This window comes from Pauljensenia sp. UMB6358 (genome assembly GCF_030216865.1).
GTDB classification, from domain to species: Bacteria; Actinomycetota; Actinomycetes; order Actinomycetales; family Actinomycetaceae; genus Pauljensenia; species Pauljensenia turicensis_A.
On sequence record NZ_JASOMS010000001.1, the window covers coordinates 264,066 to 278,740 of the forward strand.

The 14,675-nt window shown below is 56.6% G+C and carries 13 protein-coding genes; all 13 read right to left on the reverse strand.

The features are described from left to right. Nucleotides 1-26: 26 nt before the first annotated feature. The 13 genes from QP381_RS01265 to pyrR all read right to left on the reverse strand — a co-directional run bounded on the left by QP381_RS01265 (nucleotide 27) and on the right by pyrR (nucleotide 14,616). Nucleotides 27-2,006, reverse strand: coding sequence for a primosomal protein N' (locus tag QP381_RS01265; RefSeq protein ID WP_285067459.1), 1,980 nt, complete (start codon nucleotides 2,004-2,006; stop codon nucleotides 27-29). Between the two features lie 46 nt (nucleotides 2,007-2,052). Continuing rightward, nucleotides 2,053-2,598 carry a vitamin K epoxide reductase family protein gene (locus QP381_RS01270; protein ID WP_243440785.1) on the reverse strand — a complete coding sequence of 182 codons (546 nt, stop codon included), beginning with the start codon at nucleotides 2,596-2,598 and terminating at the stop codon, nucleotides 2,053-2,055. Between the two features lie 86 nt (nucleotides 2,599-2,684). Next, nucleotides 2,685-3,875, reverse strand: a complete 1,191-nt coding sequence (metK, locus tag QP381_RS01275) for a methionine adenosyltransferase (RefSeq protein ID WP_006681002.1) — start codon at nucleotides 3,873-3,875, stop codon at nucleotides 2,685-2,687. After that, nucleotides 3,872-5,116 carry a bifunctional phosphopantothenoylcysteine decarboxylase/phosphopantothenate--cysteine ligase CoaBC gene (coaBC, locus tag QP381_RS01280; protein ID WP_285067460.1) on the reverse strand — a complete coding sequence of 415 codons (1,245 nt, stop codon included), beginning with the start codon at nucleotides 5,114-5,116 and terminating at the stop codon, nucleotides 3,872-3,874. The genes metK and coaBC overlap by 4 nt, the downstream gene beginning before the upstream one ends. A gap of 5 nt (nucleotides 5,117-5,121) precedes the next feature. Next, a complete protein-coding gene (gene rpoZ, locus QP381_RS01285; protein WP_006681000.1) occupies nucleotides 5,122-5,388 on the reverse strand; it encodes a DNA-directed RNA polymerase subunit omega in 267 nt (88 codons plus the stop codon). A 50-nt stretch (nucleotides 5,389-5,438) separates the two neighbouring features. After that, nucleotides 5,439-5,996 (reverse strand): guanylate kinase, encoded by a 558-nt coding sequence (gene gmk / locus QP381_RS01290; protein WP_285067462.1) that lies wholly within the window; start codon nucleotides 5,994-5,996, stop codon nucleotides 5,439-5,441. Nucleotides 5,997-6,025: 29 nt separating this feature from the next. Beyond that, nucleotides 6,026-6,337, reverse strand: coding sequence for an integration host factor, actinobacterial type (gene mihF, locus QP381_RS01295; RefSeq protein WP_006680998.1), 312 nt, complete (start codon nucleotides 6,335-6,337; stop codon nucleotides 6,026-6,028). Nucleotides 6,338-6,426: 89 nt separating this feature from the next. Then, the gene (gene pyrF, locus QP381_RS01300) at nucleotides 6,427-7,272 is read right to left on the reverse strand and encodes an orotidine-5'-phosphate decarboxylase (protein ID WP_103633737.1); all 846 of its coding nucleotides are present in this window, start codon (nucleotides 7,270-7,272) and stop codon (nucleotides 6,427-6,429) included. Then, nucleotides 7,269-10,568 (reverse strand): carbamoyl-phosphate synthase large subunit, encoded by a 3,300-nt coding sequence (carB, locus tag QP381_RS01305; protein WP_285067464.1) that lies wholly within the window; start codon nucleotides 10,566-10,568, stop codon nucleotides 7,269-7,271. Before carB ends, pyrF begins: the two co-directional genes overlap by 4 nt. Continuing rightward, a complete protein-coding gene (carA, locus tag QP381_RS01310) occupies nucleotides 10,568-11,740 on the reverse strand; it encodes a glutamine-hydrolyzing carbamoyl-phosphate synthase small subunit (protein ID WP_006680995.1) in 1,173 nt (390 codons plus the stop codon). Before carA ends, carB begins: the two co-directional genes overlap by 1 nt. After that, nucleotides 11,737-13,062, reverse strand: coding sequence for a dihydroorotase (locus tag QP381_RS01315; RefSeq protein WP_006680994.1), 1,326 nt, complete (start codon nucleotides 13,060-13,062; stop codon nucleotides 11,737-11,739). Before QP381_RS01315 ends, carA begins: the two co-directional genes overlap by 4 nt. Continuing rightward, nucleotides 13,055-14,047 (reverse strand): aspartate carbamoyltransferase catalytic subunit, encoded by a 993-nt coding sequence (locus tag QP381_RS01320; RefSeq protein WP_006680993.1) that lies wholly within the window; start codon nucleotides 14,045-14,047, stop codon nucleotides 13,055-13,057. The genes QP381_RS01315 and QP381_RS01320 overlap by 8 nt, the downstream gene beginning before the upstream one ends. Continuing rightward, complete coding sequence (gene pyrR, locus QP381_RS01325) at nucleotides 14,047-14,616, reverse strand: bifunctional pyr operon transcriptional regulator/uracil phosphoribosyltransferase PyrR (protein WP_006680992.1); 570 nt, start codon at nucleotides 14,614-14,616, stop codon at nucleotides 14,047-14,049. The genes QP381_RS01320 and pyrR overlap by 1 nt, the downstream gene beginning before the upstream one ends. Between the last annotated feature and the right edge of the window lie 59 nt (nucleotides 14,617-14,675).

A 14,675-nucleotide genomic window follows, 5' to 3' on the forward strand; every position in this document is an offset into this window, starting at 1 on the left:
CAGTCTAACGAACGAAAGGAATCGCTTTAGAAAAGCTCTGGCGGATTGACCGTGATCTTCACGGTAGGAAGCTTGTGGGCACTGCGATATTGCAGGAGCTTCTTCAGTGTGACTAACACTTCGGGAAGCTGGTCACGTTCAACGCTGACCAAGGAGCGCACAATAGGTAACGTCCCTTCCTTCACCGCCTGATACGTGTACTCACCCAGGAGTTCGCCACCGGAGGACTCGGCAACTCCGAGAGAGTCTTTGCGTTGTCCGTCGATCGCGATCACGGTTTTTGCAGGGAAGAATCCGTTGGCTTTGCGGTCTTCAAGCAGATCGTGAGCAAATGAAACAGGGTTATGGCGAATAAGAGCCTGTGCCATGGAAGGCGTGATGCCACCACAAATGAGGGCACTTGCTTCGGGGCGAGCGAGTGCCAACGCATTGAACCACCGGCGCATTGCTTCTTGAGGGGCCCATAGTTCTGGTCGACCAGCAATCGCTTGGGCATCCAAGATCACCACAGCGTGATACCCACCTTCAGCCAGCGGTTCACTACCGGGGGTTGCGACGACAACCTGTGGTTTATGACTGATCGTGCGGGTCAACGCATTGCTTGATGATGAAACCAAGACTGACGCCGTCGGCATTGCGCGGGCGAGCTCTTCTCCCGTTCGTTCAGAGCCGATGCGTGCGTGTCGTAACCGCGTTCCTGCGCACGTTGGGCACTGCCATCCCGACGCGGGTCGGTGACACCATGAACACGAAATGGTGTCCTGGTCTGATTTCTCCAGTGGCCCGTGACAATGATGGCAACGCGCAACGCTCTTGCATTGGGAGCATGAAACAACAGGAACATATCCAGCATGAGCGACCTGAACTAACACTGGGCCGATGGCAAGACCCGTGCGGATAGTGGCAAGAGCAGCTGAGGGAATGCGCATTGCTCCCCTGGGGCCTTCCCTCTCGATGTAAGCATCATCAACAACGCGGACGGTTGGGACAAGTGCGCGTTTCTTTGAACCATCTTCCATTAAGGAAACGGCCCAACCGGATTCAACAAGTGCTTGTGCTTTAACAGAACGCGAGAAAGAGGCGATAAGAAGCGAACAGTGTTCTTCGGCGCATCGTGCCATTGCAATGTCGAGTGCATCCGCACGCGGTGCTCGCTGTTCGACAAGACGGTCATCGCTGTCATCCCAAATGACAATGAGACCGAGATTCTTCAACGGCGTCCAGATACTTGAACGAGTACCGACGACGATGCCAAGTTCACCTGCCATCGCTTGGAGGTGCGTCAGATATCGGTCTTCCGCGGATGTCTGCGTTGTCATCAGTGCAGCTGGAACCCCAAGGCGGGTCTGGATCAGCCTATACAGCTGCGATGCCTGCCAGTGTGTGGGCGCGACGATGATGGCTCCACGGTGTGCGGCGGCGTTGGCCTGAATACAGTCCACGAGGCGCTCATCACGCGTTGGCCCCAAAGCTGTCCAGACGCTGCGGACTGGATCACCATGAGACAGGTGAGCAAGAAGCGTACATCCCACGGGATTGTCGTGCCAGGCTCCCCCATCTGCATCAGTGTCTACATTCCACTCAAGCTGTTGGCTTTCGTCCTGTGCTAAGAATGATTTTTCGGCACCCACATGACGCTGTGGAAGTGCAAGCGAGAGTGCTTGTGAGAGCGTTGCTACCTGGCGGTCTGCGATCTTCCGAGCCACTTTCGCAATCGAAGGCGAAAGGACGGGCAGGCGCGAGATAACTTTATCGATCGGACTTAAACGATGTTCGGGGACCTCGGTTCTGACGCTGAGGACCCAACCGGTGACGCTTCTTCCGGCAAGATGAACCTTTACGGCAACGCCTGGAACAACCGAATCTGCGAGCTCTGGAACGATTGCATAGTCCAGCGGGCGATCAAGGTGTGGGACATCAACATCCACGCACACGCTGGCAATAGCCTGCGCGGTGGCGACCTGCTCTAAGCCAAAAAGAACGTCGCTGTTACCTTGAATAACCATGGCTCTATTGCACCATGAGCCATGGAGGAATTGAACTGCACATCGGTTAGCCGAGCAGAGCTACCCCGTACCTGGCTACGACCATCGCGATCAGGATGAACAGCAACAATCCCCAGAACGACCAGTCATACCCCAAGGTCACACTGCGTTTCAACCACGCAGGCGCCGGAAGAACACCTTCGCGGATATTAATCCGTGTCAAACCCGCAAAGACAAGGGTTGTTGTCACGGTGATCGCCAAGCACCACGGGCAAAGCACGTGGATCACGAAAAAAGACTGGCTGAAGAGCCAGTACGCGAAGAACAATGCGATTGTGTACAGCACATTGGCACACGCCATGTACCAGCGGGAAAACTTCACTCCGCTAAACAAAGCGACCGAAATGGCAAGAACTACCGCTTCGAAAAAGATTCCTAGGAATGCGTTCGGGAACCCCAGGATACGAGCTTGAGGCGTCTGCGCCACCGTGGAACATGACAGGACCGATGAGACATCACAAGCGAATGTCTTCGCTGAATCGGCAGCTAACTGCCATGCTTCAATCGAAAGGACGAAAGAAGCGTAAAGCCCAATCAGCCCAGAAATGATCATTTCTACTGTTGTTCGTCGTCGCCATTTCAAGTCAAATGACGAATCGGTGGAGGCGGCCTCGTCAATCAGAACAGAGGGAGCGGTCATCAGCTCACACTCAACAATTCGTCGACGCGGTTCGTTTCTTCCCACGGGAAGCCCGGACGACCAAAATGGCCGTAGGAAGATGTGGCAGCGTAAATCGGGCGCAGCAGATCCAGGTCAGCGATAATGCCGGCCGGACGCAAGTCAAAAACAGTCTCAATGGCGCGTGCAATCTGCTGGTCACTCACATTTCCGGTACCAAATGTTTCAACATAGAGACCGACAGGATGAGCGCGGCCAATCGCGTAGGCAAGCTGAATCTCGCATTTGGAAGCAAGACCGGCTGCAACTACATTCTTCGCCGCCCAGCGCGCAGCGTACGTGGCGCTACGGTCAACCTTCGATGGGTCCTTACCGGAGAACGCTCCACCACCGTGACGTGCCATACCACCGTAGGTGTCAACTATAATCTTTCGCCCGGTTACGCCTGCATCGCCGGCGGGGCCACCGATGACGAAGCGTCCGGAGGGATTGACGAGGATCTTCATATCGGCCGTGTCGAGATCGAGGCCGTCGTCGCGAAGAACCGGGTCAATCACGTGTGCCACAATCAGGTCGCGCAAATCGGATTGGTTCAGAGCCTCATCATGCTGAGTGGAAACGAGAACCGAATCAATACCAACAGGCTTGCCGTCCTCGTACGCCAATGTGACCTGAGTCTTTCCATCGGGACGCAGACCGGTGGCGATTTCGTTATGGCGGACGTCAGCCAGGCGCTTCGACAGCTTGTGCGCCAGCCAAATCGGGGCAGGCATCAGATCGGGTGTATCAGCGCAGGCATAACCAAACATGATTCCCTGGTCGCCAGCGCCCTGACTATCACGGACATCACTTGCACTACCTTCACGCTCTTCAAGCGCGTGGTCCACTCCCCCGGCAATATCAGGGCTCTGCTGTCCAATCGAAATCGATACGCCACACGAGGCACCGTCAAAGCCCACTTGTGAAGAGTTGTAGCCAATTTTCAGAATCTCATCACGAACAATCTGAGGAATCTCAACGTAGGCCTCGGTTGTTACCTCACCGGCAACGTGCACGAGGCCCGTGGTCACCATAGTCTCGACCGCGACACGAGAATGCGGGTCTTTTTCTACAAGAGCATCAAGGATTGAATCCGAAATTCGGTCACAGACCTTATCCGGATGACCTTCGGTCACGGATTCTGACGTAAAGAGCTGTCGATTAGAAGTCACTCATCAATAGTAGCGAGTCTTTGAGCGATTGTTGTGATGAGAAAGTCCGCAACGCGAGCTTTTGAGCCAGAGACTTCACCGACAAGCTCGCCTTTCGAGTCGACGATCGTGACGTGGTTGTCGACGTCACCAAAACCGAACCCATCACCCACGCGGTTAATCGCGAGGAAGTCGGCGCCCTTACGGCGTGCCTTCTCTTTGCCATAGGCAAGCACGGTGTCTGCCTGACCTGTTTCAGCGGCGAATCCGAGGACCACCGTGGGCCTTGAATCGCTGTGGGCGACGGTGGCAAGAATATCCGTCGTACGTTCCAATTCAATGGTGGGAACGTCTGAAGAATCATCCGTCTTCTTGATCTTCGCATCAGCAACGCTGGTGGGACTAAAATCGGCGATTGCCGCGCACATCACCAGCGCGTCTGCGCCATCACACTGAGCCTGAACCGCGAGTTCAACATCGTGGGCCGTGGGTGCGAAGGAAACGCTAATCGAAGGTTCAAGATCGTCCAGCAGCGACTTTTCAACGTTCGATGCGATCAGGTGTACTGTCGCGCCCATTCGAGCTGATGAGCGAGCAATCTCGATGCCTTGGCGTCCCGACGAACGGTTGCCAATGAAGCGCACCGGATCCAGTGGTTCTTGAGTTCCGCCTGCGGTCACGACAATATGACGTCCAAAAAGCATCTGTTCGTTGGAAGAGAACGAAGTCTGCGTTGATGCGAGAGTATCGAGGCACACACGAGCAATTTCTTCAGGTTCGGGGAGCCTACCAACTCCATGATCCCCGGAGCCAAGCGCACCGGACGCGGGGTCGATGATAGTTATTCCACGCTGGCGCAGAACGGCAACGTTATCTTGAGTGGCAGCGTTATCCCACATTGCCGTGTGCATTGCCGGGCTCAGAACAAGTGGGCAACGAGATGCCAAGACGGTGGTCGTCAAAAGATCATTCGCAAAGCCAGCGCGAATGCGTGCCATCACATCCGCGGTAGCAGGGGCGATAACAATCAAATCAGCGATACGAGCAAGCTCCACATGATCAGAGCCTGGGTGATCGGTGAGCCCGGTGTGAACCGGGTGACCAGTCAGGCCCTCCCACGTTGCTTTTCCAACGAACTCTAAAGAGGCAGGTGTTGGAACAACACGAACATCGCATCCGGCGCGAATCAGCTCACGTACAAGAATCGCCGCCTTGTAGGCGGCGATTCCAGCGCTGACCCCGACGATCACCGTGGGGCGCATACGCGTCAGGCTTTCTGCTCGGCTTCGACCGAGATCATGCCATCGTTGATCTCGCGAAGTGCGATACCCAGGGGCTTTTCATCGGGTTCAACATCGACAACGGGTCCAACGAACTGAATCATGTTCTGTTCAAGCTGAAGGTTGTACGAGTTGATCTGACGTGCGCGACGAGCGGCAACGATAACGAGAGCGTACTTTGAATCGACGTGCTCAAGCAGATCATCAATCGGTGGCGACGTGATGCCTTGGGGCTGTGCGACGATTCCGGCCATGCGGTCCTCCTGGATTCAAACGTGGCCATCTGGCCACACTGAGGGCCAGTTTACTCCAGCCCCATAAGGTGAGCCAGTTCAGTAACGGTGTCGTCGAGGTCGTCATTCGTCACAGTTACGTTGAATTCCGTCTCTGCAGCCATCTCTACCTTGGCAGTTTGAAGACGACGCACGCGTTCCTCCTCGTCTTCGGTTCCGCGACCGACGAGGCGCCTCACAAGCTCATCCCACGACGGAGGTGCAAGAAAAACGAAGAGCGCATCAGGACGCGTTTTCATCACCTGACGAGCACCATCAAGGTCAATCTCGAGCAGGACAGATTTACCTGCTTTCAAGGCCTCGTCGACAGGTGGCGCAGGTGTGCCGTAGCGGTGAACACCGTGGACTGTCGCCCATTCGAGCATCAATCCCGATTCGACAAGCGCGTCAAATTCTTCATCTGTCTTGAACAGATAATGAACGCCATCAACTTCACCCGGCCTGGGCGAACGAGTCGTCGCAGAGACGGAAACAACCAGTTCCGGGTGACGTTCACGAAGAGCTTGAACGATGGTCCCCTTACCTACAGCAGTGGGACCGGCAAGCACGGTCAGTCGTGGTTTATCCATGCTGACAATCGTGCCACCTTTACCTGCTATTAGCCGAATCGTTCGATTAAAGCCTGAGCTTGAACATGCCCAAGGCCCCTGACACGACGTGATTGAGCAATACCGTACTCTTCCATCAATGCCGCAGCCGTTGTGACTCCAACGCGTGGCATTGACTCAAGCAGTGAGACAACACGCATCTTGGCGATTGACTCATCCTTTTCGGCAAGGTTGAGAACCTCTGAAAGCGTAATTTCGCGATTCTTCAAACGTGCTTTGATATCCGCGCGCGCGCGACGCGCTGCAGTTGCTTTTTCTAGAGCTTGCGCACGTTGTTCGGGTGTCAGATGAGGTAGCGCCATTGCTTCCCACTCCTTCACAGATTGTGACTGTTGCAGGCGATTTTATCGTGTTAACAGGGCTTTTGTGTGAAGAAAGTGGGAAGCAATATTCACTCAGCTAATTCGGCGACCGCTTGAGCATATGCCTGTTGAAGGCCCAGAGCATCGGGGCCTTTGGCCAAAATCGCTCGAGATGACGACGCGAGCACGTTCAAAGCTGCTTGGCCGAACACCTCGCCCAGTTCCTTCGGACCGGCACCTTGAGCTCCCACCCCGGGGGCAAGAATTGCGCCATTGAAGGCATCGAAAGAGATGCCCAGGCGACGGCGAGCATCCCCAACGGTCGCGCCCACAACAATTCCAGCAGGACCCATGTGCTCAAAGTCGAACGTCGCATTGAAATCGGACACTGCTTGAATGACTCCCCCAGCAACCGATTGCCCCTCGGAGTTCACACAGTGTTGAACCGAAGCACCCTGAGGGTTCGATGTCAGAGCAAGAACGAACACTCCCCTGCCCGTCTCTTTTGCCATTTCAAGCGCCGGGGTGAGCGCGCCAACACCCAAATACGGTGAAAGAGTCACAGCATCGCCGGCCAGCGGAGAACCATTAGCCAGATACGCATCGGCGTAACCGTTCATAGTTGAACCAATGTCACCGCGTTTAGCGTCCACGATGCACAAGGAACCCGCATTTCGACAGGCGTCAATGACTTCTTCCAATACGCCGACGCCGTGTGATCCAAAACGTTCGAAGAAGGCTGACTGCGGTTTGAATGCAGCAACTTTGCCTCCCAACGCTTCAACAACGCCCAGAGAAAACCTACGCAATCCGTCGATCGAATGGTCTAAGCCCCACTGGTCAAGCAGACCGGGGTGCGGGTCAATCCCAACGCACATAGGCCCATGCTCAGCCATTGCGTCGGCAAGACGATCACCGAAACCTCGCATGGTCATCGTTCATTCTCCTTTCGAAGCGCATCCCATTCCTGCAACGATCGCACGTGATACGCACCGTGAGTACGCACCTCAATCGCTTGAACAAGCGCGTTAAACGCCTGGAGCGTCGTCACAATCGTCTTGTCGTGGGTCATTGCAGCGGTACGAATCTGATAGCCGTCGTGGCGGTTATCGCTCTTCTGCGGAGTATTCACAACGATGTCGATCATCCCATCGTTGATCAAATCAACGATGGTGGGCTCACCTTCATTGCCTCGTCCCTCAGAGCGCTTGCGAACAGCTTGGGCCTCAATCCCGTTTCGGCGCAACACCGAAGCTGTACCCGTTGTCGCCAAAATCGTAAAACCAAGGTCCCGCATACGAGCCGCAGGGAACACGATCGCACGCTTGTCCGTATCCGCAATCGAAATGAAGACCGTACCTTCGGTCGGCAGTTTTCCGATCGCACCGGATTGCGACTTCGCGAATGCCGTCGGGAAGTTGTGATCGATACCCATAACCTCGCCCGTCGAGCGCATCTCAGGCCCGAGGATCGTATCCACGACCAATCCCTGAGCTGTACGGAAGCGCTTGAATGGAAGAACAACCTGCTTCACTGCAATCGAGGCACCATCACGGATCTCGCGTGCATCCGTGACAGGGAGAATGCCACGCTCACGCAACGATGCGATCGAATCGCCCACCTGGATCAAAGATGCTGCCTTCGCCAGAGGCACGCCCGTCGCCTTCGAAGCAAAAGGCACCGTACGAGAAGCACGAGGATTCGCCTCAATCACGTACAGGACATCGGACAAGAGGGCGAACTGGATATTGATCAGGCCACGCACCCCCACCTCACGTGCAATCGCTTCGGTCGATGCAGCAATCCGGTGAAGCTGGCTGGACGACAGAGTCATCGGTGGCAACACGCATGCCGAGTCACCGGAGTGAATACCGGCCTCTTCAATGTGCTCCATAATGGCGCCCATAAACAATTCATTACCGTCATACAGCGCGTCCACGTCAATTTCGATCGCCGCATCCAAGAAACGGTCAATCAACAGTGGACCGCGTGAGAACAGCGCGCCAATATCCGGCCTATCGAGATAACGATCGAGCGCGGCCTCGTCATTCACGATTTCCATACCACGACCGCCCAAGACGAAGCTGGGGCGCAGAAGCACCGGATATCCAACGCGCTCAGCAACCTCGCGAACCTGCGAGACCACATGAGCCGTATCGTGCGCCGGAGCCGGGCAACCGGCAATCGCCAGCACCTTAGCGAACTCTTCACGGTCTTCAGCCACATCGATCGACGACGGCGGCGTGCCAAGAATCGGCACCCCCGCAGCCTCAAGATCACGCGCAAGCGACAGCGGAGTCTGACCACCCAACTGAACAATAACGCCCTTGACCGGACCGGCCTCGCTTTCTGCCCGGTAGATCTCGAGCACATCCTCAAGTGTCAGGGGCTCAAAGTAGAGGCGATCCGAAATATCGTAGTCAGTCGACACGGTTTCTGGGTTGCAGTTCACCATGATCGTGTCGTAGCGCTCGCGCAGGCTCATCGCTGCGTGCACGCACGAATAATCGAACTCAATGCCCTGACCGATACGGTTCGGTCCAGCACCCAGAATGATGACTGCTTCGCGCTCGCGGGGCGCAACCTCGTTCTCGAAGTCGTAGGTCGAGTAGTGATACGGAGTCTTCGCCGCAAACTCTGCCGAACACGTATCCACCGTCTTGAAGACGGGGTGAATTTCGAAAGCACCTCGTACTTCTCGCACGCTCGTCTCCGACAGGCCTCGAATATCACCAATCTGACGGTCAGAGAAGCCGTGACGTTTCGCAAGACTCAGTACCTCGCGGTTGAGCGCGGGAGCTTCTGCGATTTCACAAGCAATCTCGTCAAGCAAGTAGAACTGGTCAAGGAACCAGGGGTCGATCTTCGTCGAATCGAAGAGCTCGTCGAGCGTCGCACCTCCACGGATTGCGTCCATGACCTGCACAAAGCGCTGTTCGGTACCTCGTGCAGCCTGAGCGACAAGTGCTTTTGTCTCTTCTGTGGTGGGACGAGGCCGCGCCCACGAGAATTGGACTCCCGACTTGTCGATGGAGCGCAACGCTTTTTGAAACGCCTCCGTGAAGTTGCGCCCGATTGCCATGGCCTCGCCGACTGCTTTCATTGAGGTCGACAGCGTGGGATCAGCTTCCGGGAACTTTTCGAAGGTGAATCGCGGAACCTTCACCACGACGTAGTCCAGCGTGGGCTCGAAAGACGCAGGCGTGGAGCCCGTGATGTCGTTCGGGATTTCGTCGAGCGTGTAACCGGTGGCGAGGCGCGCTGCGATCTTCGCAATCGGGAAGCCCGTCGCCTTGGATGCCAGCGCGGATGAACGCGATACACGCGGGTTCATTTCGATGACGATGATGCGACCAGTCTTCGGATCCAGAGCAAACTGGATATTACAGCCACCAGTATCAACACCGACCTTACGGATCACCGCAATGCCGATATCGCGCAGACGCTGCAACTCGCGGTCGGTGAGTGTCAATGCGGGTGCAACGGTCACCGAGTCGCCCGTGTGAACACCCACCGGGTCGATGTTTTCAATCGAACAGACGACAACGACGTTATCCGCCTTGTCTCGCATGAGCTCGAGCTCGTATTCCTTCCAGCCGAGGATGGATTCTTCGAGCAAAACCTCGGTGGTGATCGACGCCGCAAGTCCCTGACCGGCGATGCGTTCGAGATCTTCGGGGGTGTAGGCGAAGCCTGAACCCAAACCGCCCATCGTGAACGAGGGACGTACAACCAGCGGGTAGCCGAGTTGAGCTGCCGCTTCGTGGCATTCTTCCATCGTGTGAGCAATATAGGAACGTGCGACTTCGGCGCCACACGTCTCAACGATCTCCTTGAAGATTTCCCGGTCTTCACCTGCGTTAATCGCCTCGATGGACGCGCCGATCAGCTCAACGTTGTACTTTTCGAGAACGCCAGCTTCGTTCAGCGCAACCGCTGTATTCAGTGCAGTTTGACCACCCAGTGTTGCAAGCAGAGCGTCTGGTCGTTCCTTTTCGATAATCGACGTAACGACTTCGGGGGTAATCGGTTCAACGTACGTGGCATCGGCAATCTCCGGGTCGGTCATAATCGTGGCCGGGTTGGAGTTCACGAGGATAACGCGCAGGCCTTCTTCTTTGAGAACACGGCATGCCTGGGTACCCGAATAGTCGAATTCGCACGCTTGACCAATAACGATCGGACCGGACCCGATAACAAGGACGGACCGCAAATCGTGGCGCTTAGGCATCAGTTCGCCTCCTTCGAGGCCAGAATCATGGATACAAAACGATCGAAGAGATGCTCACCATCGTGAGGACCAGCCGCCGCTTCGGGGTGGTATTGAACCGAGAAAGCGGGAATATCAAGTGCCCGCAGGCCTTCCACAACCCCATCGTTGAGATCAATGTGGCTGACTTCAACCTTTCCATAGCGACCAGCGTCGAACGGTGCGACCGAGGGGGCCCCAACGGGGGCGTCCACTGCGAAACCATGGTTGTGGGCGGTGATTTCAACGCGACCGGTCACCAGATCCTTCACCGGCTGGTTGACACCGCGGTGACCGAATTCGAGCTTGTAGGTTCCATACCCCAGAGCGCGACCGAACAGCTGGTGTCCGAAGCAAATGCCGAAGTACGGGAGCCCAGCATCCAGGACCGCACGTAGTAGCTCAATCTCCAGGTCAGCAGACGCGGGGTCACCCGGCCCATTCGAGAAGAAAACTCCATCGGGGTTCAGAGCCTGAATATCCGCGAAACTCACGGTGTTGGGCACAACATGAACCTCGACCCCTCTTTGCGCAAGCTGCTCCGGTGTGCGCGATTTGATGCCCAAATCCACGGCCACTACGCGACATACCGGTTCACCTTCGCCTTTAACAACGTAGGTGTCTTTTGTCGAAACCTCGGATGCTAAGGCTGCGCCGGCCATCATCGGTTGATCAACGACAATACGTACCAGAGCATCGCGCACCTGGTTAGTCAGGTGCTCAGCGCCTGCGGGAAGTGCACCACCGGAGAAGATTCCAGCGCGCATCGCGCCGTGTGAGCGGATGTGGCGCGTGATAGCGCGAGTATCAACACCACTGATTCCCACGATCCCCTGCTCAATGAGTTCTTCATCAAGGGTGCGCTTCGATCGCCAGTTTGATGCTCGACGTGCAGGCTCACGCACAACGAAACCGGCAACCCAGATCTGTTTGGATTCAGGATCTTCATCGTTGACACCGGTATTACCGATGTGAGGTGCCGTCATGACGACGATCTGGCGGTGATATGAAGGATCCGTGAGCGTCTCTTGGTATCCGGTCATGCCTGTGGAAAAGACAATCTCACCCAGTGTGCGCCCGCGTTTGCCCCAGGCGTATCCGGGGAATACCGTGCCATCTTCAAGGACGAGCAGTGCGAGTTCTGATTGGGTCATCGCCGGTCCGCCTTTTCAATCGGCATTCCGCCCATGACGGTTGCATCACCGGCGTACAGCGTGTACAGAACCTGGCCGGGCAACTCCATCCCTCGGTACGGCGAATTGGTTGAGCGCGTGAACTGCTGGGTGGGATCCACTTTCCGGCGCACGCTCGGATCAACCAGCGTGATATTGGCCGGAGCGCCCACCACAAGACCCTGCCCCTGAGTGGCAACCATGCCGATCTGCGCAGGCTTTGTCGACATCACGCGAGCAATATCGGCCCACGTCATGCGACCGGTGTTCACCATTGTTTCGATCAGGATCGGCAATGCAGTTTCCAGGCCGGTCATGCCGAACGCGCCCGCCTGCCACTCGCAGTCCTTGTCTTCGAGCGGATGCGGAGCATGGTCGGTTCCCACAACGTCAATCGTGCCATCGGCGAGGCCCTCGCGGACTGCCTCCACGTCTTCGCGAGTGCGAAGTGGCGGGTTGACCTTGTAGAGCGGATCGTAAGTCGTGGCCATTTCCTCAGTGAGGAGCAGGTGGTGTGGAGTTACTTCTGCCGTCACGTCAACACCCATGCGCTTGCCCCAACGAATCAGGTCTACCGATCCGGCAGTCGAAAGGTGGCACACGTGAAGGCGCGAACCGACGTGCTTTGCCAGCAAAATGTCGCGGGCAATGATCGCCTCTTCAGCGACGGGAGGCCAACCGGCCAAACCGAGTTCACCAGACAGTGGCGATTCATTCATCTGCGCACCGTCAGTCAAGTCCGGATCCTGCGAGTGCTGCGCAACGACGCCACCGAAGGTCTTCACATATTCGAGGGCACGACGCATGAGAACCGGATCCGACACGCACTTGCCATCATCAGAAAAGACGCGCACCTGAGAGCGGGAATGTGCCATCGCACCCATCGACGACAGGTGCTTGCCAGCGAGGCCTTGAGTCACGGCACCAACCGGGCGGACATCAACCCATCCCAGGTCGTGACCGATCTGCCACACCTGATCGACAACCGATGCGCTATCGGCAACCGGGGTCGTGTTCGCCATCGCGTGAACGGCTGTGTAGCCACCCACCGCCGCAGCGCGCGTGCCGGTTTCGATCGTTTCGGCGTCTTCACGCCCGGGTTCCCGCAGGTGCGTGTGCATATCGACGAGGCCGGGAAGCGCGATCAGACCGTCGGCATCAATATGCCGGGCATTGGTGGCGCCGTCCTTTGCTTCGGCACCGATAGCAACAATGACGCCGTCACGGACCAGGATGTCGCTGGATTGCTCTCCCAGAATCGATGCGCCGGAAATGAACCAAGTTTTCGAGGTGTTTTCAGTCATTGGTGTTTCCTTCCGTGGCAAGAAGCAGGTAGAGGGCAGCCATACGAACGCTGACGCCATTGGAGACTTGTTCGACGACAACGGAACGCTTTGAGTCAGCTGCCTCCGCGCTAATTTCAAGGCCTCGGTTCATCGGGCCGGGGTGCATCACGATGCATTCGGGGTTGAGAACGTTGAAACGCTGATTATCGAGGCCGTATGCGGTGTGATATTCGCCCGGTGACGGGAAGAATCCGCCGCCGGCAGCGCTCATGCGCTCACGCTGGACGCGTAGCATCATCACGGCGTCGGGGTCGGTGGCGAGAGCCTTATCGAAGTCGTATTCGATATCACAGGTCCAGTTTTCAACGCCCACGGGAAGCAACGTAGGAGGCGCGACCAACGTGACGTGGGCGCCCAGCAGAGTCAGAAGATCAACGTTGGACCTCGCAACTCGCGAGTGGAGAACATCGCCGACGATCACGACGCGCGCGCCTTTGAGATCGGTGCCCGGTGCCAGCGGTTCAACGTCGGGGTCTGAGGGGTTGCGTTTGTAGTGGCGACGCAGGGTCATGGCATCAAGAAGCGCCTGAGTCGGATGCTGGTGAGTGCCATCGCCCGCGTTCAGCACCGGCAGGTCCATCCAACCAGCGTGTGCAAGGCGGTGAGCCGCTCCGGAAGAAGAGTGGCGGACAACCACCGCGTCGGCGCCCATGGCTTGGAGGGTGAGAGCCGTGTCTTTGAGCGATTCGCCTTTGGAGACCGACGATCCTTTAGCGGAGAAATTAATAACGTCTGCCGAGAGGCGTTTTGCAGCAGCCTCAAACGACAGACGTGTACGGGTTGAATCCTCGAAGAACAGATTGACAACAGTGCGACCGTGAAGTGTTGGTAGTTTCTTCACTCGACGTGACTGCGTTGCCGCCATCTGTTCAGCCGTATCTAGAAGCAAGAGGGCTTCGCGATATTCGAGGTCACGGATGGAAATGAGGTGATTCAAGGACATCAGTTGTTCCTCTCAATCAGAACGCAGTCTTCACCGTCAGTTTCATTCAGCCAAATCGACACTGACTCATCACGAGCGGTGGGAAGGTTCTTGCCCACGTAGTCGGGGCGAATAGGCAGTTCACGGTGACCACGGTCAACGAGAACTGCGAGCTGGACTGCCTTCGGGCGACCGATCGATGTCAGCGCATCGAGGGCAGCCTTGATGGTGCGTCCCGTGTAGAGCACATCATCGACAAGAACGACGGTGCGTCCGTCGATGCCATGGGCCGGTACAAATGATTCCTTTGGCTCGCGAAGGGGCTGAGAGGAAAGGTCATCCCGAAACATTGTCGTGTCGATGATGGCAAGTTGCGTGCGCCTACCACCGACCTCGTTGATCTTTTCGACGAGGCGCTTGGCAAGCGTCGCGCCACGAGTCGGGATTCCCGCGATGACCAGCATCTGGTCTTCGCCATTTCTTTCGATAATCTCAAACGCGATTCGCGTGAGTGAACGGGCAATATCATCGGCATCTAAAACCTGCCGTGCAGAGCTGCCCCGCTCTGCGTGTGGGTGCACTGATCCCATCAGTGAATCTCCTTCCCCGCCTCACAGGACGGAATTTAAAGGAACGCTTCGTCAACTAG

Coding starts and splice junctions, on each gene's coding strand:
- pyrF (WP_103633737.1), bottom strand. CDS start 7,272: ATGACCATGCGAGGTTTCGGTGATCGTCTTGCCGACGCAATGGCTGAG.
- QP381_RS01320 (WP_006680993.1), bottom strand. CDS start 14,047: ATGTCCTTGAATCACCTCATTTCCATCCGTGACCTCGAATATCGCGAA.
- QP381_RS01315 (WP_006680994.1), bottom strand. CDS start 13,062: ATGACTGAAAACACCTCGAAAACTTGGTTCATTTCCGGCGCATCGATT.
- carB (WP_285067464.1), bottom strand. CDS start 10,568: ATGCCTAAGCGCCACGATTTGCGGTCCGTCCTTGTTATCGGGTCCGGT.
- gmk (WP_285067462.1), bottom strand. CDS start 5,996: ATGGATAAACCACGACTGACCGTGCTTGCCGGTCCCACTGCTGTAGGT.
- QP381_RS01270 (WP_243440785.1), bottom strand. CDS start 2,598: ATGATCATTTCTGGGCTGATTGGGCTTTACGCTTCTTTCGTCCTTTCG.
- carA (WP_006680995.1), bottom strand. CDS start 11,740: ATGACCCAATCAGAACTCGCACTGCTCGTCCTTGAAGATGGCACGGTA.
- QP381_RS01265 (WP_285067459.1), bottom strand. CDS start 2,006: ATGGTTATTCAAGGTAACAGCGACGTTCTTTTTGGCTTAGAGCAGGTC.
- mihF (WP_006680998.1), bottom strand. CDS start 6,337: ATGGCGCTACCTCATCTGACACCCGAACAACGTGCGCAAGCTCTAGAA.
- rpoZ (WP_006681000.1), bottom strand. CDS start 5,388: ATGGCCGGAATCGTCGCACAGCCCCAAGGCATCACGTCGCCACCGATT.
- coaBC (WP_285067460.1), bottom strand. CDS start 5,116: ATGCGCCCCACGGTGATCGTCGGGGTCAGCGCTGGAATCGCCGCCTAC.
- pyrR (WP_006680992.1), bottom strand. CDS start 14,616: ATGGGATCAGTGCACCCACACGCAGAGCGGGGCAGCTCTGCACGGCAG.